General features: G+C 63.1%; 19 protein-coding genes. 9 read left to right on the top strand and 10 right to left on the bottom strand.

All coding sequences use genetic code 11. The features are described 5' to 3' along the window. Window positions 1-14: 14 nt before the first annotated feature. Together pqqA and JOH52_RS23530 are read right to left on the bottom strand one after the other, a co-directional pair. A complete protein-coding gene (gene pqqA / locus JOH52_RS23535) occupies window positions 15-110 on the bottom strand; it encodes a pyrroloquinoline quinone precursor peptide PqqA (RefSeq protein ID WP_003528714.1) in 96 nt (31 codons plus the stop codon). 282 nt (window positions 111-392) lie between these two features. Further along, entirely contained in the window at window positions 393-1334 is a 942-nt protein-coding gene (locus tag JOH52_RS23530) for a LysR family transcriptional regulator (protein ID WP_014527576.1), read from the bottom strand. Window positions 1335-1435: 101 nt separating this feature from the next. Between JOH52_RS23530 and JOH52_RS23525 the strand changes: the two genes are divergently transcribed. The 9 genes from JOH52_RS23525 to JOH52_RS23485 are packed head-to-tail and all read left to right on the top strand — an operon-like array spanning window position 1436 to window position 10666. Further along, complete coding sequence (locus tag JOH52_RS23525) at window positions 1436-2485, top strand: class 1 fructose-bisphosphatase (protein WP_014527577.1); 1050 nt, start codon at window positions 1436-1438, stop codon at window positions 2483-2485. Between the two features lie 10 nt (window positions 2486-2495). Next, window positions 2496-3365 (top strand): phosphoribulokinase, encoded by an 870-nt coding sequence (locus JOH52_RS23520; protein WP_003528721.1) that lies wholly within the window; start codon window positions 2496-2498, stop codon window positions 3363-3365. A 10-nt stretch (window positions 3366-3375) separates the two neighbouring features. Next, window positions 3376-5460, top strand: a complete 2085-nt coding sequence (gene tkt / locus JOH52_RS23515) for a transketolase (protein WP_014527578.1) — start codon at window positions 3376-3378, stop codon at window positions 5458-5460. Window positions 5461-5462: 2 nt separating this feature from the next. Next, the gene (gene fba / locus JOH52_RS23510; RefSeq protein WP_010975101.1) at window positions 5463-6542 is read left to right on the top strand and encodes a class II fructose-bisphosphate aldolase; all 1080 of its coding nucleotides are present in this window, start codon (window positions 5463-5465) and stop codon (window positions 6540-6542) included. Between the two features lie 32 nt (window positions 6543-6574). After that, on the top strand, window positions 6575-8035 hold the full coding sequence (locus JOH52_RS23505) for a form I ribulose bisphosphate carboxylase large subunit (protein WP_010975100.1): 1461 nt from the start codon (window positions 6575-6577) through the stop codon (window positions 8033-8035). A 41-nt stretch (window positions 8036-8076) separates the two neighbouring features. Beyond that, window positions 8077-8466, top strand: coding sequence for a ribulose bisphosphate carboxylase small subunit (locus JOH52_RS23500; protein ID WP_014530808.1), 390 nt, complete (start codon window positions 8077-8079; stop codon window positions 8464-8466). A gap of 11 nt (window positions 8467-8477) precedes the next feature. Next, on the top strand, window positions 8478-9413 hold the full coding sequence (cbbX, locus tag JOH52_RS23495; RefSeq protein ID WP_014530809.1) for a CbbX protein: 936 nt from the start codon (window positions 8478-8480) through the stop codon (window positions 9411-9413). After that, on the top strand, window positions 9410-10096 hold the full coding sequence (rpe, locus tag JOH52_RS23490; protein ID WP_010975097.1) for a ribulose-phosphate 3-epimerase: 687 nt from the start codon (window positions 9410-9412) through the stop codon (window positions 10094-10096). The genes cbbX and rpe overlap by 4 nt, the downstream gene beginning before the upstream one ends. A 3-nt stretch (window positions 10097-10099) precedes the next feature. Continuing rightward, entirely contained in the window at window positions 10100-10666 is a 567-nt protein-coding gene (locus JOH52_RS23485; RefSeq protein ID WP_014530810.1) for a thioredoxin family protein, read from the top strand. 353 nt (window positions 10667-11019) lie between these two features. Here the strand turns inward: JOH52_RS23485 and gfa are convergent, their stop codons facing one another. The 8 genes from gfa to JOH52_RS23445 form a co-directional block, all read right to left on the bottom strand. After that, complete coding sequence (gene gfa, locus JOH52_RS23480) at window positions 11020-11589, bottom strand: S-(hydroxymethyl)glutathione synthase (RefSeq protein ID WP_010975095.1); 570 nt, start codon at window positions 11587-11589, stop codon at window positions 11020-11022. A gap of 120 nt (window positions 11590-11709) precedes the next feature. Continuing rightward, a complete protein-coding gene (locus JOH52_RS23475; protein WP_003528734.1) occupies window positions 11710-12501 on the bottom strand; it encodes an ABC transporter permease in 792 nt (263 codons plus the stop codon). After that, the gene (locus tag JOH52_RS23470; RefSeq protein ID WP_003528736.1) at window positions 12498-13226 is read right to left on the bottom strand and encodes an ABC transporter ATP-binding protein; all 729 of its coding nucleotides are present in this window, start codon (window positions 13224-13226) and stop codon (window positions 12498-12500) included. The genes JOH52_RS23475 and JOH52_RS23470 overlap by 4 nt, the downstream gene beginning before the upstream one ends. After that, window positions 13223-13846, bottom strand: coding sequence for an ABC transporter ATP-binding protein (locus tag JOH52_RS23465; RefSeq protein WP_013850129.1), 624 nt, complete (start codon window positions 13844-13846; stop codon window positions 13223-13225). Before JOH52_RS23465 ends, JOH52_RS23470 begins: the two co-directional genes overlap by 4 nt. Then, entirely contained in the window at window positions 13843-14604 is a 762-nt protein-coding gene (locus JOH52_RS23460; RefSeq protein WP_017274873.1) for an ABC transporter permease, read from the bottom strand. The genes JOH52_RS23465 and JOH52_RS23460 overlap by 4 nt, the downstream gene beginning before the upstream one ends. Continuing rightward, window positions 14597-15568, bottom strand: a complete 972-nt coding sequence (locus tag JOH52_RS23455; protein WP_014530812.1) for an ABC transporter substrate-binding protein — start codon at window positions 15566-15568, stop codon at window positions 14597-14599. Before JOH52_RS23455 ends, JOH52_RS23460 begins: the two co-directional genes overlap by 8 nt. A 54-nt stretch (window positions 15569-15622) precedes the next feature. Further along, entirely contained in the window at window positions 15623-16066 is a 444-nt protein-coding gene (locus tag JOH52_RS23450; RefSeq protein ID WP_014527586.1) for a cupredoxin domain-containing protein, read from the bottom strand. Window positions 16067-16105: 39 nt separating this feature from the next. Next, window positions 16106-17080, bottom strand: a complete 975-nt coding sequence (locus JOH52_RS23445; RefSeq protein WP_041862729.1) for a YVTN family beta-propeller repeat protein — start codon at window positions 17078-17080, stop codon at window positions 16106-16108.

The raw sequence follows: 17080 nt of genomic DNA, 5'->3' as shown, positions 1-17080 counted from the left end.
CGTCAAGCTGGCCTTCAGAAGAGGATCGGTTCATCCCCGTCCGCAGGAGCATAGCGGGTGATTTCCATAGCGCAGCTGACTTCGATGAATTTCGGTTTATGCCAGGCCATACTTCCTCCATTCGCCCGTGGGGTCGTTGTGCTCGCTCCCGTTCCGGCAGGCGCCCTTGCGGTCGGGGCGGGCATGAAACCAGGCAGGACCTGTAGCAGTCCTGCCCGGGTCAAGGCGCCGGAGCGGCAGTTCGCTGCTCCGGCAGAGCCCGGCGGCGCCGTGGCCGGGCTTTAGGCATCGTAAAATCTCCTCTTGGGCGCATGGTAGCAAGCGATGTGGTGCCCCACAATTACGACCTAGGTGTCGGTCGACGCCGCTTTCCGCCCGCATGAAGCTCGCATCTAGCCAAATGCGTTGGCCGGATAAGGCTTGCTGACCACAGGCAGATAGCGCGCGCCGGATGCCAGCACGAACCGCTCGAAAGCCTGCATAGCCGGGGTGGCGACACGGTCCAGGCGCGACACGGTGAACCACTGCCGGCGGATCGGCGTGTCGATCACATCGAGGATCACGAGCCTGCCGAGCTTTACCTCCTGTTCTATCGTATGCGCCGAGATGAAGGCGATACCGAGACCGGCAATGACGGCCTGCTTGATCGTCTCGTTCGAAGCGATCTCTGTGCCAAGCTCCTCGAGCTCGTGCGGTGTGTCGCTCAGGAAGATTTCGAGCGATATCCGGGTTCCCGATCCTTTTTCGCGCACCAGGAACTGTTCCTGCGCGATCCGCTCCCGTGAAATCTCCAGCACGCCTGCGAGCGGGTGACCGGCCGGGGCGATGAAGACCAGAGGATGATCGCCGAACACCTGCGCCCTCACCTCGAAATCGCGCGGCGGCCGCCCCATCAGAGCGATGTCGATCTCGTGGTCCCGCAGTTTGGCGATGATTTCGGCACGGTTGCCGATGAAGAGATTTATCTCCACGGCGGGGACCTGATCGCGAAAGGCAGCAATCAGCTGCGGCGCGAAATATTTGCCGGTCGACACGACCCCGAGGCGCAACCGCCCGGTTCTGAGGCCCTTGATGGCGTCGATCGAATCCTCGAGGGCGGTAAGGCTGTCCTCGATCGCCCGCGCAGCCTCGAGAAAGGCGAGGCCGTAGGCCGTGGGCACCATGCCGCCGCGCGTGCGGTCGAAGAGCGCAATGCCGGCGTCCCGTTCCAGATGCTGGATCTGCAGGGTGAGCGCCGGTCCGGTCAGTCCCAAGGCTTCGGCGGCAAGGTTGATCTTCCCCAACCGGCAAACGGCTTCGACGGTGCGGAGCTGGCGAAAGGTCACATTGCGCATGCGCCAAAGTAAGGAAATCTAACTTATGAAGTCAAATGAATAAATTTTACAAACTCCCCTTTTGCGCCATCCTTCCCTCGACAGCGTGTGGAGGAGACATCATGTCAGGCGCGACTCTCGAAGCTTACCTCGCTTCATGCACGGCCCGCGGCGACGACCTTTCAGGGGACGTCGCCGCCGTGATCCAGAGGCTGGCGAAGGCCGCCCTTGACATCCGCAAGCTCGTCAACCAGGGAGCGCTCGGCACCGCTTTCAACGGCACCCACGGCGGCAGCAACACGGATGGCGATCTGCAGAAGGATCTCGACATCCTGTGCGACGACCAATTCCTGACGTGTCTGCAAGGCGCCCCCGTCGCATGCTACGCCTCGGAAGAACTGGAAAATCCGGTTCTGCTCGACCCGTCGGCGCGCCTCGCAGTTGCCATCGACCCGCTCGACGGCTCTTCGAACATCGATAACAACGTTTCCATCGGCACGATCTTCTCGGTGCTTCCCGCCGCCAAGGGGCCGGACGTGGACCCCTCCCAGTCCTTCCTGCAACCTGGAAACCGGCAACTGGCGGCGGGCTTCTTTATCTACGGACCGCAGACCGCTCTGGTCCTGTCGCTCGGCAAGGGGACGGAGATCTTCATCTTCTCCAGCAGGCTCGGATGTTTCGTCGAGGCCTACAAGTCGGCCATCATCCCGGAGCGCTCGCACGAATTCGCCATCAACATGTCGAACTACCGGCACTGGGAAGAAGCGATCCGGCTCTATGTCGACGACTGCCTGGCAGGCTCCGAGGGCCCGCGCGAGCGGGATTTCAACATGCGCTGGATCGCCTCGCTCGTCGCGGAAACCTATCGCATCCTCATCCGCGGCGGGATCTTTCTCTATCCCGCCGACGGCCGGAAGGGATATAGCCAGGGCCGGCTGCGGCTCGTCTACGAGGCCAACCCGATCGCCTTCATCATCGAGAATGCCGGCGGCGCGGCCACCACGTCCATCGACCGCATTCTCGATCTCGTTCCGGAAAATCTGCACCAGCGCGTGCCTCTGGTTTTCGGTTCGCGCCGCGAGGTGGCGCGCATCACCCGCTATCACGTCGACCCGAACATGATTGGCGAACGCGCTCCGCTCTTCGGCAAGCGCGGTCTGTTCCGGGCCTGAGGAGAAAAATATGTCGGCCAAATTCCCCATCATCTCCATCACGGGTTCGTCCGGCGCCGGAACCACGACCGTCAAGGACACCTTCGAGAAGATATTCAAGCGCGAGAACATTTCGGCGTCCTTCATCGAAGGCGATGCCTTTCATCGCTTCGACCGGGAAACCATGCGCAGCAAGATAGCGGAGGAGAAAGCCCGAGGCGTCGACTTCACGCATTTCTCCGCCGAGGCGAACGAACTGGAAATCCTTGAAAGCGTCTTCGCCGAATATGGCCGGCGCGGGGTCGGCCGCACCCGTCACTACGTGCACGACGAGGCCGAGGCCGCGAAATTCGGTTCGGACCCCGGCACGTTCACCGACTGGGAAGAATTCCGCGACAGTGATCTCCTCTTCTACGAGGGGCTGCATGGCTGCGCCGTCACCGACACGGTCAATCTCGCCCAGCATTGCGACCTGAAGATCGGCGTCGTGCCCGTGATCAATCTCGAATGGATCCAGAAGATCCATCGCGACAAGGCGACCCGCGGCTACTCCACCGAGGCCGTGACCGACACCATCCTGCGGCGCATGCCCGACTACGTGAACTATATCTGCCCGCAATTCTCCCTGACGGACATCAATTTTCAGCGCGTACCGATCGTCGACACATCCAATCCCTTTATCGCCCGCTGGATACCGACGCCGGCCGAATCCATCCTGGTCATCCGCTTCGCCAAGCCACAAAGCATCGATTTCCCCTACCTGCTGTCGATGCTGCACAACAGCTACATGTCGCGCGCCAATTCCATCGTGGTGCCGGGCGACAAGCTCGATCTCGCCATGCAGCTGATCTTCACCCCGCTCATCCACAAGCTGCTCGAGCGCAAGCACCGCATGTCGTGAGGAGGACATCATGAATGTTTCGCAGCAGATCGGACCGCGCGCCGCCGCCTCGGAGCGCAGCATGGCCGATGCCATCCGGTTTCTTTCCATGGATGCCGTCGAGAAGGCCAATTCCGGTCACCCCGGCATGCCGATGGGCATGGCCGACGCGGTGACGGTCCTCTTCAACCGCTTCATCAGGATCGATCCGTCACACCCCGACTGGCCGGACCGCGACCGTTTTGTGCTTTCGGCCGGCCATGGCTCGATGCTGCTCTATTCGCTCCATCACCTCATCGGCTTCGCCGATATGCCGATGGCCGAGCTTTCATCCTTTCGCCAGCTTGGCTCGAAAACGGCCGGCCACCCCGAATATGGCCATGCCCTCGGTATCGAGACCACCACCGGCCCGCTCGGCCAGGGGATCTCGACCGCTGTCGGCATGGCGATCGCCGAACAGATGATGGCCGCCCGCTTCGGCAGTGCGCTCTGCAACCACTTCACTTACGTGGTAGCCGGAGACGGCTGCCTGCAGGAGGGGATCAGCCACGAGGCGATCGACCTTGCCGGACATTTGAAATTGCGCAAGCTCGTCGTGCTGTGGGACGACAACCGGATATCGATCGACGGCTCGACCGATCTCTCCACCTCGATGAACCAGCTTGCGCGTTTCCGCGCCGCCGGCTGGGACGCGCAAGCAGTCGACGGCCACGACCCCGACGCGGTGGAAAAAGCGATCGAACGGGCGCGCCGGACCCGAAAGCCGTCGCTGATCGCCTGCCGCACCCGTATCGGCAAGGGTGCCGCCAGCATGGAGGGCTCGCACAAGACCCACGGCGCGGCGCTCGGCGAAAAGGAGATCGCTGCCACACGCGAAAAACTCGGCTGGCCGCATCCGCCCTTCTTCGTTCCGCCCGAGATCAAGGCCGCCTGGGAAAAGGTGGCGACGCGGGGCCGCACGGCCCGCGAGGCGTGGGAAATCCGCCTTGACGCTTCGCGCTCGAAAAAGCGCTACGAGCAGACCGTAGAGCGGCAGCTCGACGGCGAGGTCGGCGATCTGCTTGCAAGATTCCGGGGCGCGCATCGCACAAGGGCTACGAAGGTCGCGACGCGTCAGGCCTCGCAGATGGCTCTGGAGGTCATCAACGGCGCCACCGCTTTGACCATCGGCGGCTCGGCCGACCTGACCGGTTCGAACCTGACGCTGACCTCGCAGACCCAGCCCATCTCGCCGGGTAATTTCAAGGGCCGCTACCTGCATTACGGCATCCGCGAGCACGGCATGGCGGCCGCCATGAACGGCATCGCGCTCCATGGCGGCTTCATCCCCTATGGGGGCACTTTCCTGGTCTTTTCCGACTATGCCCGCGGTGCGATGCGCCTTTCGGCCCTGATGGGCCTGCCGGTCATCTATGTGCTGACCCATGATTCCATCGGGCTCGGCGAAGACGGACCGACGCACCAGCCGGTCGAGCATCTGGCCATGCTGCGCGCCACGCCCAACCTCAACGTCTTCCGGCCGGCCGACATCATCGAGACGGCGGAATGCTGGGAGATCGCGATTGGCGAGAAGAACACGCCGAGCGTCCTCGCCCTTTCGCGGCAGGCCCTGCCGATGCTGCGCCGGACGGACGGGAACGAGAACCTGTCGGCGCTCGGGGCCTATGTCCTGATGGAGGCGCGCGGCGACCGGGATATCACGCTTCTCGCCACGGGATCCGAAGTCGAGATCGCCGTTGCCGCAGCGGAGCGCCTGCAGGCCGAAGAACGCATAGCAGCGGCGGTGGTCTCCATGCCGTGCTGGGAGAAGTTCGAGGCTCAGGACGCGGCCTATCAAAGGCAGGTCCTCGGAGATGCACCGCGCATCGCCATCGAGGCGGCGGGCCGCCTCGGCTGGGACCGTTGGATGGGCCCCGACAGTGCTTTCGTCGGGATGACAGGCTTCGGTGCCTCGGCACCGGCCGGAGACCTCTACCGCCATTTCGGCATTACCGCCGACCATGTCGTCGCAGAAGCCCTGGAGCTTCTCCGCCGGGCATGCCCGGAAACGCCGCCCATAGGTGCCCGGACCGGCAAACCGGTCGCCCACATCGTCAGATCATCCGAGGAGGCATGACAATGGCCCGCATCACGCTTCGCCAATTGCTCGATCACGCCGCCGAACGCAGCTATGGCGTGCCGGCATTCAACATCAACAACATGGAACAGGGGCTTGCGATCATGGAGGCGGCGCGAGCCTCAGATGCTCCCGTGATCCTCCAGGTCTCGCGTGGCGCCCGCTCCTACGCAAACGACGTCATGCTCGCCAAGATGATGGAAGCTCTGGAAGAGATGTATCCGGACATTCCGCTCTGCATCCACCAGGATCACGGCAACAATGTCGCGACCTGCCTCACGGCGATCCAGCACGGATTCACCTCGGTCATGATGGACGGCTCGCTGAAGGAGGATGCCAAGACCCCTGCCGATTACGACTATAACGTCTCGATCACGGCAGAGGTAAGCCGCCTCGCGCACATGGTCGGCGCCTCGGTCGAAGGCGAGCTCGGCTGCCTCGGATCGCTCGAGACCGGCCACGGCGAGGCCGAGGACGGCCACGGCTTCGAAGGCGCGCTCGACCGTTCGCAACTGCTTACCGATCCGGACGAAGCCGCCCGCTTCGTCGCCGAGACCGGCGTCGATGCACTGGCCGTCGCCATCGGCACCTCGCACGGGGCATACAAGTTTACCCGCAAGCCGACCGGCGAAGTCCTCGCCATGGACGTGATCGAGAAGATCCATGAGCGGCTGCCGGACACTCATATCGTGATGCACGGCTCCTCCTCCGTGCCGCAGGAATGGCAGGACGTCTTCAACGCCCATGGCGGCCAGATGCGCGAGACCTACGGCGTCCCCGTCGAGGAGATCGTACGTGGCATCCGCTTCGGCGTGCGCAAGGTCAATATCGACACCGACCTGCGCCTTGCCGCGGCCGCTGCCTTTCGCCGCGTCGCCGACACGAGCCGCAGCGAATTCGACCCGCGCAAATTCCTGAAACCCGCCATGGACGCCATGTCGGCGGTCTGCAAGGCCCGTTTCGAGGCCTTCGGCACCGCCGGAAACGCATCCCGCATCAAGGTCGTGCCGATGCCGGAGATGGCCCGCCGCTACGCAAGCGGCTCCCTGAAACCCCAGTCTGCGCGGTCGGAAGCCGCCTGACCGCATCCATTCAGAGGAAAGGACCCCATACTATGAACGCCGACGCAAAGACAGAGATCAAGGGCCGCGAACGTTACAAGGCAGGCGTGCTGAAATACGCCCAGATGGGCTACTGGAACGGAGACTACGAGCCGAAGGACACCGACCTGATCGCGCTCTTCCGGATCACGCCGCAGGACGGCGTCGATCCGATCGAAGCGGCCGCCGCCGTTGCCGGCGAAAGCTCGACGGCCACATGGACGGTCGTCTGGACCGATCGCCTGACGGCCTGCGATCAATACCGCGCCAAGGCCTACCGGGTGGATCCGGTGCCGGGAACGCCGGGGCAGTACTTCTGCTATGTCGCCTACGACCTCATCCTCTTCGAGGAAGGGTCGATCGCGAACCTGACGGCATCGATCATCGGCAACGTCTTCTCGTTCAAGCCGCTGAAGGCGGCAAGGCTCGAGGATATGCGCCTGCCCGTCGCCTACGTGAAGACCTTCAGGGGTCCGCCGACCGGCATCGTCGTCGAGCGCGAACGGCTCGACAAGTTCGGCAAGCCGCTGCTGGGTGCCACGACCAAGCCGAAGCTCGGCTTGTCTGGCAAGAACTATGGCCGCGTCGTCTATGAGGGGCTGAAGGGCGGTCTCGACTTCATGAAGGACGACGAGAACATCAATTCGCAGCCCTTCATGCATTGGCGCGACCGCTACCTCTACTGCATGGAGGCCGTCAATCACGCTTCCGCCGTCACCGGCGAGGTGAAGGGGCACTACCTCAACATCACTGCCGGCACGATGGAGGAAATGTACCGGCGCGCCGAATTCGCCAAGGAACTCGGCTCGGTCATCGTCATGGTCGATCTCATCGTCGGTTGGACTGCTATCCAGTCAATATCGGAATGGTGCCGGCAGAACGACATGATCCTGCACATGCACCGGGCCGGTCACGGCACCTATACGCGGCAGAAGAACCACGGCATCTCCTTCCGCGTGATCGCCAAATGGCTGCGGCTCGCCGGCGTCGACCACCTGCATGCGGGCACGGCCGTAGGCAAGCTCGAGGGCGACCCGCCGACGGTGCAGGGCTACTACAATGTCTGCCGCGAAATGAAGAACGAGGTCGACCTTCCGCGCGGTCTGTTCTTCGAGCAGGACTGGGCGGACCTCAAGAAGGTCATGCCCGTCGCCTCGGGCGGCATCCATGCCGGTCAGATGCACCAGCTGCTCGATCTTTTCGGCGACGATGTCGTACTGCAGTTCGGCGGCGGCACGATCGGGCATCCGATGGGCATCCAGGCAGGGGCCACCGCCAATCGCGTCGCCCTGGAAGCCATGGTGCTTGCCCGCAACGAGGGCCGCGACATCGCCCACGAAGGTCCCGAGATCCTGCGGGCGGCGGCGAAGTGGTGCAAACCGCTGGAAGCGGCCCTCGATATCTGGGGCAATATCAGCTTCAACTACACCCCGACCGATACGTCGGATTTCGTGCCGAGCGTTACCGCGGCCTGACAGACCCGAACCTGACGGACAAGAAGAGAAGGAGAGACGACATGCGTATCACCCAGGGATGCTTCTCGTTCCTGCCCGACCTGACCGACGAGCAGATCACGGCGCAGGTGGAATATTGCCTTGGAAAGGGTTGGGCTATCGGCGTCGAGTATACCGACGACCCTCATCCTAGAAACACCTATTGGGAAATGTGGGGCAACCCGATGTTCGACCTCAAGGACGCCAAAGGCGTGATGATGGAGGTGGAGGATTGCCGCAAGGCCCATCCGCAGGACTATATCCGCCTCAACGCCTTCGATTCCAGCCGCGGCCTGGAGACGGTGACGATGTCGTTCATAGTCAACCGTCCCGAAAACGAGCCGAGCCTCAGGATGACCCGGACGGAGAGCAACGGCCGCAGCCAGCATTATATGTGGGAAACGCAGCGATAGGAGGAGCGACAATGCTGATGCCGGATGCTCCATCGAACACCGAAAGCCTGCCGACCTCGGTCGACCTCGCTGAGGAATACCAAGCCTCCGGCGTCGCCGAAATCCTCGACGAACTGGACCGGGAACTCGTGGGCTTGAAACCCGTGAAGCAGCGTATCCGCGAGACGGCGGCGCTGCTTCTCGTCGAGCGGGCCCGCCGTGCAATGGGCCTCAGCCATGAGCCGCCGTCGCTGCATATGAGCTTCACCGGCAACCCCGGCACCGGCAAGACGACGGTGGCGCTGCGCATGGCCAACCTGCTGCACAGGCTCGGCTATATCCGCAAGGGCCATCTGGTGTCGGTGACGCGCGACGATCTGGTCGGGCAATATATCGGCCACACCGCACCCAAGACCAAGGAGATCCTGAAGAAGGCGATGGGGGGCGTGCTCTTCATCGACGAGGCCTACTACCTCTACCGTCCCGACAACGAACGCGATTACGGCCAGGAGGCAATCGAGATCCTGCTGCAGGTGATGGAGAACAATCGCGACGACCTGGTCGTGATTCTCGCCGGCTACGCCGACCGCATGGACCGGTTTTTCGAGAGCAATCCCGGCTTCCGATCGCGCATCGCCCACCACATAGACTTCCCCGACTATGATAACGGGGAGCTTCTGTCGATCGCCGAGAGCATGCTCAGCCGGCAGGGGTACCGCTTCGACAGCAAGGCGTCTGCGGTGATGAGCGACTACATCGCGCGCCGCCGGCGCCAGCCGCATTTCGCCAATGCGCGCTCCATCCGAAACGCGCTCGACCGGGCCCGGCTGCGGCAGGCGAACCGCCTGTTCGAGGAAAGCGCCGGACCGGTCGATGCCGAACAACTGTCGACCATCACGGCGCGGGACATTGCCGCGAGCCGCGTGTTCGCCACGGTCGAACCCAGTCATACGGAGACATCGCCATGAATGAGAAGACCATCATTGCGCCTTCGGTTCTGTCGGCCGATTTCTCGCGGCTCGGCGAAGAGGTCGAGGCCGTGTGCCGGGCCGGTGCGGACTGGATACATCTCGACGTGATGGACGGCCACTTCGTGCCCAACATCACCTTCGGCCCCCCGGTCATTAAGGCGTTGCGGGACCGCACGGACAAGGTGTTCGATTGCCATCTGATGATCGAACCACCCACGCCCTACCTCGGCGCCTTCGCCTGTGCCGGCTGCGACATCATCACCGTGCATGCGGAGGCGACCACGCATCTCGATCGCTCGCTGCAGGCCATCCGCGACGTCGGCTGCAAGGCGGGCGTATCGCTCAACCCCTCGACGCCGGAGAGCGTCATCGAATATGTGCTGGACCGGCTGGACCTCGTCCTCCTGATGACGGTCAATCCGGGCTTCGGCGGCCAGGATTTCATCCCGGCCGTGGTCGACAAGGTGCGGCGGGTGAGGTCGATGATCGGCGGCCGTCCGATCCACATAGAAATCGACGGCGGCGTGACGCCGGAGACCGCGCCGCTCGTTGCCGCGGCCGGGGCCGATGTGCTGGTTGCCGGCTCGGCGGTCTTCAAGGGCGGTAGCGAGGAGCACTACGCCAGGAACATCGCGGCTATCCGCGCCGCCTCCGACGGCGCGATCAGGAAGGCAGCGTGAGCCATGGCCGCTACACCACCCCTTTGTGATTTCGGCTGGCCCGCGTTCGACGCCAGGCTTCCGGGCGTCGATGGCTTCACCCACTCCATATTCAGCCAGGCCGGCCCGAAAGGGCTGGTCGTTGCCTTTATCTGCAATCACTGCCCCTATGTGAAAGCGGTCATCGCCCGGATCGTTCGGGACGCGATCGACCTCAGGGCTCATGGAATCGGCTTCGTGGCTGTTAACTCCAACGACGCCGGCAATTACCCGCAGGACTCGTTCGAAAACATGAAGCGCTTCGCTTCGCAAAATGCCCTGCCCTTTCCTTATCTCCACGACGAGGGCCAATCCGTCGCCAAGGCCTACCGCGCCGTCTGCACGCCCGATTTCTTCGGCTTCAACAAGGACATGAAGCTGCAATATCGCGGACGGCTGGACGCCTCGCGCAAGGAGATCGGTCCTGCCGATCTCAGACGCGATCTCTACGAGGCCATGGTCATGGTCGCGCTGTTCGGCAAGGGACCGGCCGAGCAGCAGCCTTCCATAGGCTGTACCATCAAATGGAAGATTTCGGCTTTTCAGGTTTGATGGACGTTCACGATCTCGCCACGCGTCTTCTGATACGCCACCATGCACGACAGCCGAGCAAAGGCTCCCTCCTTCTACCTCATCCCTGTGCTTGTCACAGGGATCCATCGGCGCCGCGTCTGCGGCGCGGGAATGTCTTTTCAACCCAAGGACTTGGTCTGGCTGGATTCCTGTGAAAAGCACAGGAATGAGGATGTAAGGATACCAAGGCAGACGAGCGCACAGGCTGGGGCCCGTCGAGAAAAACGCCTCAGCCCCCGCCCGTCGAAATGCCTCTCCAACAAGAGGCGACGGGCGGGGTCCGAGGGAGGAGACGGTCGGCTGGTGGCGCGGTGTCCCCAATGTGCAAAGGGTCAGGCCGGCAGGGCGCCGGTCTGTTTGGCGATATGCGTGGCGATCGCGTCCATCAGCGGCGGAGACAGACAATCATAGGGCTGCAGGCCGAGCTCGGTCAGCCTTGCGCGTATCTCCGGCATGCTCTCCGGGTTCACACCGCTTTCGATGATCGAAGAAACGAAGGCTGCGAATTCGGGCGGCGACCAGCCCGTTTCGTCGCTGAGTTCGGTATGGACGAAGTCGAGGCCGTAGAAGGGATGCTTGGTGTTTTCGATCCTGCCATACATGTGCGTGCCGCAATCGCGGCAGGCGTAACGCTGGATCGTCGCGCTCGGATCGACGACCTGCAGTTTTTCCGCACCTGAGGTGACGTTCACGTTGTCGCGGCCGACGACGGCGATCTGCGCGAAGATGGCACCCTCGGGTTTCCAGCACTTGGTGCAGCCGCAGGCGTGGTTGTGCGCCGTCTGCGAGCCGATCCGCACGGTCACCGGATTTGAGGCGCATTTGCATTTCAGCGTACCGCCGGCAAAGCCCGGACTGGCAGGCGGGAAGCCGTTGTCGATGGACGGATGTAGCTTGAGCATTGGTTCCTCCTCGGCTTTGAACGTCCTTCGTTCACAAGCAGGATCAGTGCAAATGCGGCTCGCGGCAATATAGCGGAAAGTGTCGGTTTTCGGCGCCGAACATCCGAATAAGGGCAGGGCTCAGCCTTTCGACCGGAGCATGGCGCGGGCTGGATTATAGCCCCAAAGGGCAGCGAGCATGAACAGGACGAAGCACGCGCCGACCCAGGCGAGAGCCGTCAGGTTGAGTTCGCCGTAAAGCGCGAAACGTATCAGTTCCACCGCGTAGGTAAACGGATTGAGAGCACAGATGTCGCGCAGAAGCGGCGAACTCTCGGCCATCTTCCACAGCGGATAAAGTGCCGAGGAAAGGAAGAACATCGGAAAGATCACGAAGTTCATGACGCCGGCGAAGTTCTCGAGTTGCCGGACGGTCGAGGATATCAGCAGGCCGAAGGCCCCGAGCATCAATCCGCTGATGACCAGGGCGGGCAGCACCGCGACATAGCCGACGGGCGGCACGGTGATGCCGGTCAGCGCAGCGATGGCCAGGAACACTGCCACCTGCAGGATGGAGACTATCACACCGGCGAGAAGCTTCGAGAACAGCAGCCACCAGCGCGGCAGGGGCGAGGTCAGCAGGAGACGCATGGATCCCATCTCCTGGTCATAGACCAGCGCCAGCGACGATTGCATGCCGTTGAAGAGCTGGATCATGCCGCAGAGCCCCGGAAGGATATAGACTTCATATGTAATATAGGTCTGGTAGGGCGGGATGATCGACACGCCGAGCGCCGCGCGGAAGCCGGCGGCAAAGACGATCAGCCAAACGAGCGGGCGCACGAGTGCCGCCAGAAACCGCCCGCGCTGGCGGACGAAGCGCAGATTTTCGCGGGTGACGATTGCGGAAAGCGCGACCAGCCATGCCTTCATGCCGGAACCTCCCGGCCCTCGGCCGTCATCGACAGGAACGCCTTGGCGAGCCCCTGCCCGCCCGCGAGTTCCGCGGCGGTACCGTCGCTCAGCACCTTGCCGCGATGCAGAACGACTACCTGGTCCTCCGGCCGGATCTCGTCGACCAGATGCGTCGCCCAGAGGACCGCAAGCCCGCTCTCGGCAAGCAGATGCACATGGTCGGTGATCGCCTGCCGGGAGGCGGCGTCCAGTCCGACCGTCGGCTCGTCGAGCAGCAATATCTGCGGCTTGTGGATCAAGGCCCGCGCGATCTCCATGCGCCGCCGGTGACCGCCGTTGAGCGCACGCACCTGCTCGTCGGCCCGCTCGGCCATGCCGAGCTGCGTCAGCGCCGCTTCGATCGCCACAGCGGCCTGCCGCCCCGACAAGCCATGAAGTCCGGCGAAATAGCGCAGGTTGCGGCGCACCGACATGTCGAGATCGAGGGTAGGCTGCTGGAACACCACCCCGATGCGTGCGAGCGCCGCACGCGGCTCGCGCGCAATGTCGAAGCCGGCCACGCCGATCGTGCCGGCCCTTGTCGCGAGCAGCCGCGTCAGAAGAGCGAAGAGCGTCGATTTGCCGGCGCCGTTCGGCCCGAGCAGTGCGCAGAAGCGGCCGGTCCTGACGGAGAAGCTGACATCGTCCAGCGCCCGGGACTTTCCGTAGCTGTAGCTGACATGGCTGATCTCGAGCCCGATCATGATGCCCTTCCCGGCGCCGCCGCAAACTCTTCTATAATCGTCGCCGGTTTCCCGGCAAGGCGGAGGCAGCGCCGGGCGAGCCGCCGCGCCTCGGCCTCCGAATGGGTCACGAGAATGACGGCAGGGGCCGTTTCCGCGATCAGCGCCTCGGTCAGGGCCAGCATGTCCTCGGCCATCGCAGGATCGAGCGACACATAGGGTTCGTCCAGGACGAGAAGCTCCGGCCGGCCGGCAAAGGCCCGCGCCAGCGCCAGCCGCCGCTGCTGGCCGAGCGACAGCTGGCCGGGAAAGAGCCCGGCCCTGTCGGCAATGCCGGTCCGCTCCAGCGCTGAGAGTGCAGCTTGCGACCCGAGTTGCGGATGCACCAATGTCAGGTTCTCGATGACGCTTCTCCACGGCAGAAGGACAGGCTCCTGGAAAACCATGGCAATGTTTTCCGGCCGGGTGATCTCGCCCTCGAAAGCGGTGTCGATGCCGGCGACGAGACGAAGCAGCGTCGACTTGCCGACGCCCGACGGACCGAGAATGGCGACCGTCTCGCCGATCTCCATCTCGAAGCGGATGTCGCGCAGGACCTCCTCTTCGCCGAATGCCTTTCGTCTGACATCGATCCTGATCACGCCGTCCTCCAGCGCCGCACCCGGCGTTCGGCCGGCTGCAGGAAGAAAGCCTCCACCAGCAGCATCACGCCGATGAAGGAAAGCGCATAGACAAGCACCATGGCGACGTTGAAAAGCTGGAAATAGAAATGGATCTGGAATCCGATCCCGCTGGAGCGGCCGAGAAACTCGACCACCAGCACGATCTTCCATATCACCGCGATGCCGGACCGGGCGGCAGCGGCAATGAAGGGCGCAAGCTGCGGCATGATCACGTGTCGCAGCCGCGCCAGCGGACGCATGCGGTAAACCGCCGCCATGGAGTCGAGGTCCGGGTCGAGCGCCCTCGCGCCCTCGCGCAGAAGCGTTGCGACATTCGGGATCTTGTTGAGCACCACCGCGGTAATGGCGGCCGTCTCGTTGAGGCCGATCCAGATGTAGCACAACACGATGAGCACGAGTGCCGGCAGGTTCAGAAACACGACGAGCCATGGGTCGAGCCATCGATCGACCGCGGCAACGCGTCCCATCAGAAAGCCGACCGCCACGCCGATCACCATGGCCGGCACGAATGCGCAGATCACGCGCCAGAGCGTCATTCCCAGGTGATAGGGCAAGGCGCCGGAACTGGCCGCTTGCACGAAGGGTTCCCAGAGCGCCCAGGGCTGCGGCAGGACCGACGCGTCGTCCGTGAAGCCGGCGGCCGCTATCCACAAGAGCAACAGCAGCCCCAGCGACAATGCGCGCACCAAGGCAGGATGTTGCAGCGTCTTATTCAAGGTGCAGGAACAATCCACTGGGCAGGCTTGTCGCCTTGCCGACGAGCTCTTCTCCACCAAGTTCCGCCATCAGCCGCAGAAACCGGTCGGCGGCCGCCTCGTCGATCGGCTTGCCGCTCGGAATGCCGGCGCGATAGCCGTCGCGCAGGGCAATGAATTCAGCGTCGTCGGCCGCATTCATCTTGTCCCGCAATTCCTCCCACACCTCGTCGTTCTCGCTCAGCAGATCCTTGGCCGCGCGCGAGGCCTTGTAAAGCCCCTTCACGATTTCCGGATGGGTCGCGGCATATTCGCCCTTCAACACGTAACCGAGGAGCGGCGTATCGGGATCGAGCTTGAGCGCCGCCGCAGCATCCGAGACGGAGACCAGTTCATGCATGCCCTTGGCCCTCATCTTCGCGAGAAAGTGCCAGAAATTGATCGTACCCGCCGTCTCGCCCGAAAGCGCCGACTTGAAGATCAAAGGCGGAGCGCCGAACACCTGCTCGGTTTCGGCTGCAAGGTCCATGTCATGCTGCTGCCTGGCATAGGCGCGCAGGATCAGCCAGCTCTTGTCGAGCGGACCTCCGGCAATGCCGATCTTCTTGCCGGCAAGATCCGGCAGCGCCTTGATGCCGCTGTCGTCCTTGACCATCAGGCCGCCGACTGCCCGCGAATAGGGGATGAAAACATAGTCCTTGCCGGAGGCACGCTGGTTGGCCACCCAAATCCAGTCGGCCACCATGGTGTCGGCCTCGCCGCCCTCGAAGGCGACGCGCGTCGCGCCGTTGTCCGCATAGTCCTGGACCGTCAGCTCAAAACCGTTCTTGCGGTCGAATTCATGAGTCTTGATGGTGGATATTTCCCAGGTGACGGTTCCCGATGCCAGCATGGCCGCCCGCAATTGCGGCAGCTCCTCGGCTGCGGCCGCTGCCGGTCCGAATGCGAACAGGCAAGCGGCCACGATCAGTCTCAAAGTCTTCATTTCTTCCTCCCCGGAACCGCCGCTCCTGTCCCGCGGACTTCTCGGGCGACCGTTTCACTGTATGGAAATCGATACTTTCTGGCTGTCGCCGGAGGTTTCCGGAATCTTCACCTCATAGCTGCCCGGCTTGACGGCGATGAAGGACAGGGTTGCCGTCCCGGCCTCGTCGAATTCCAGACTGTCGATCGCCATTGGGCGAACTTCTATGCCGTTGACAACGATCTCGTTCATCCAGATCGCACGAAAGAACGGCGCACCGGTAATCGCCAGCTCCGCCGATCCGTCCGCCGTGATCTGCATTTCGTAGTATGCGCCGGACTGAAGCGTAATGGCACCCTTGCCGAGCGGCTTTCCGGACGCGAGCGTGATCTCGATCGGCTCGCCGCGGTTGCATTTGGCAAGCAGGCCGGCAAAGCCGAGGTCGCTGCAAAGCGGCGCGGCAACGGCCGGGCTCGCCAGAGAGAGCGCGGCGAGCGCCGCAAGAACCGATTTATGCACGATGAACTCCTCCCCGTTGATATTTGCAAATTGCACCGTTCAATCCGGCGCGACCACGACCCCCCAGGGCTGCTCGCCCACCTGAACCGAGCGGATCACCTTTTCCGCCTTCACGTCGATGATGCTGACATCATTGGAATTGCCGTTGGTGGTGATCAGGAATTCCTCGCCCGGCGTGAATGCCATCTGCCAGACCCGCTGTCCGACAAGGAGGTAATCGAGCACCTCGTCGGTCTTCCCGTCGATTATTGCGACGCGGTTTGCGGGTCCAAGCGCCACGAAGATGCGCGAGCCGTCCTTGGTGGCCTTGACGCCGACCGGCTGCAGCCATTCCGGCAGAACGCCCGGCACTTCGAAAGTGATCTTCTTGGTGATTTTCGGCTCGGCCGCCGACACGTCGATCACCGAAACCGTGCCGCCGATCTCGGCGCTGACGTAGAGCTTCTTGCCGTCTGCCGTGAATTCCGCATAGCGCGGCCGCTGGTCCACCAGCACGTTGTGCACGATTTTGTAGGTCGAGGCGTCGATGAAATGTGCCATATTGGTGGTTTCGGACGTATTGATGATCGTCTTTGCATCCGGGCTGACCGCGACGCCTTCCGGCTCGACCCCGACGGGCACCTCGGCCAGTACCTGGCGCGTCTTGACGTCCACGACGGTCACGAGATTGTCGTCCTCATTGGCGATGTAGAGCGGATTGCCCGAAGGATCGAGGGCGAAAAGCTCCGGATCCGGGCCTGACGGCAACGTGTGCAGTTCCTTATAGGTCTCGGGATCGAAAACCCGAACAGTGTCGTCATCCGACGCGCAGACGTAGAGTTCCTTGCCGTCCGGACTGATGGTGATGCCGCGCGGCCTGTTTCCGGCCGGAAACGTGGCGATCACTTCCCAGCTTTCACTGTCGAGCACGGTTATGTTGTTGCCGCGCTCGTTGCTCACGAAGACTTTGTTGGCCTCGGCCGAACCGGCAGACAGCAGAACGGCAGACACAATCGCCAGTGCGGGTCTGAGCAT

It is taken from the genome of Sinorhizobium meliloti, from assembly GCF_017876815.1.
Classification (GTDB): domain Bacteria; phylum Pseudomonadota; class Alphaproteobacteria; order Rhizobiales; family Rhizobiaceae; genus Sinorhizobium; species Sinorhizobium meliloti.
This window is presented reverse-complemented; position numbering and strand designations above follow the sequence as displayed.

Coding starts and splice junctions, on each gene's coding strand:
- pqqA (WP_003528714.1), bottom strand. CDS start 110: ATGGCCTGGCATAAACCGAAATTCATCGAAGTCAGCTGCGCTATGGAA.
- JOH52_RS23530 (WP_014527576.1), bottom strand. CDS start 1,334: ATGCGCAATGTGACCTTTCGCCAGCTCCGCACCGTCGAAGCCGTTTGC.
- JOH52_RS23525 (WP_014527577.1), top strand. CDS start 1,436: ATGTCAGGCGCGACTCTCGAAGCTTACCTCGCTTCATGCACGGCCCGC.
- JOH52_RS23520 (WP_003528721.1), top strand. CDS start 2,496: ATGTCGGCCAAATTCCCCATCATCTCCATCACGGGTTCGTCCGGCGCC.
- tkt (WP_014527578.1), top strand. CDS start 3,376: ATGAATGTTTCGCAGCAGATCGGACCGCGCGCCGCCGCCTCGGAGCGC.
- fba (WP_010975101.1), top strand. CDS start 5,463: ATGGCCCGCATCACGCTTCGCCAATTGCTCGATCACGCCGCCGAACGC.
- JOH52_RS23505 (WP_010975100.1), top strand. CDS start 6,575: ATGAACGCCGACGCAAAGACAGAGATCAAGGGCCGCGAACGTTACAAG.
- JOH52_RS23500 (WP_014530808.1), top strand. CDS start 8,077: ATGCGTATCACCCAGGGATGCTTCTCGTTCCTGCCCGACCTGACCGAC.
- cbbX (WP_014530809.1), top strand. CDS start 8,478: ATGCTGATGCCGGATGCTCCATCGAACACCGAAAGCCTGCCGACCTCG.
- rpe (WP_010975097.1), top strand. CDS start 9,410: ATGAATGAGAAGACCATCATTGCGCCTTCGGTTCTGTCGGCCGATTTC.
- JOH52_RS23485 (WP_014530810.1), top strand. CDS start 10,100: ATGGCCGCTACACCACCCCTTTGTGATTTCGGCTGGCCCGCGTTCGAC.
- gfa (WP_010975095.1), bottom strand. CDS start 11,589: ATGCTCAAGCTACATCCGTCCATCGACAACGGCTTCCCGCCTGCCAGT.
- JOH52_RS23475 (WP_003528734.1), bottom strand. CDS start 12,501: ATGAAGGCATGGCTGGTCGCGCTTTCCGCAATCGTCACCCGCGAAAAT.
- JOH52_RS23470 (WP_003528736.1), bottom strand. CDS start 13,226: ATGATCGGGCTCGAGATCAGCCATGTCAGCTACAGCTACGGAAAGTCC.
- JOH52_RS23455 (WP_014530812.1), bottom strand. CDS start 15,568: ATGAAGACTTTGAGACTGATCGTGGCCGCTTGCCTGTTCGCATTCGGA.
- JOH52_RS23445 (WP_041862729.1), bottom strand. CDS start 17,080: ATGCTCAGACCCGCACTGGCGATTGTGTCTGCCGTTCTGCTGTCTGCC.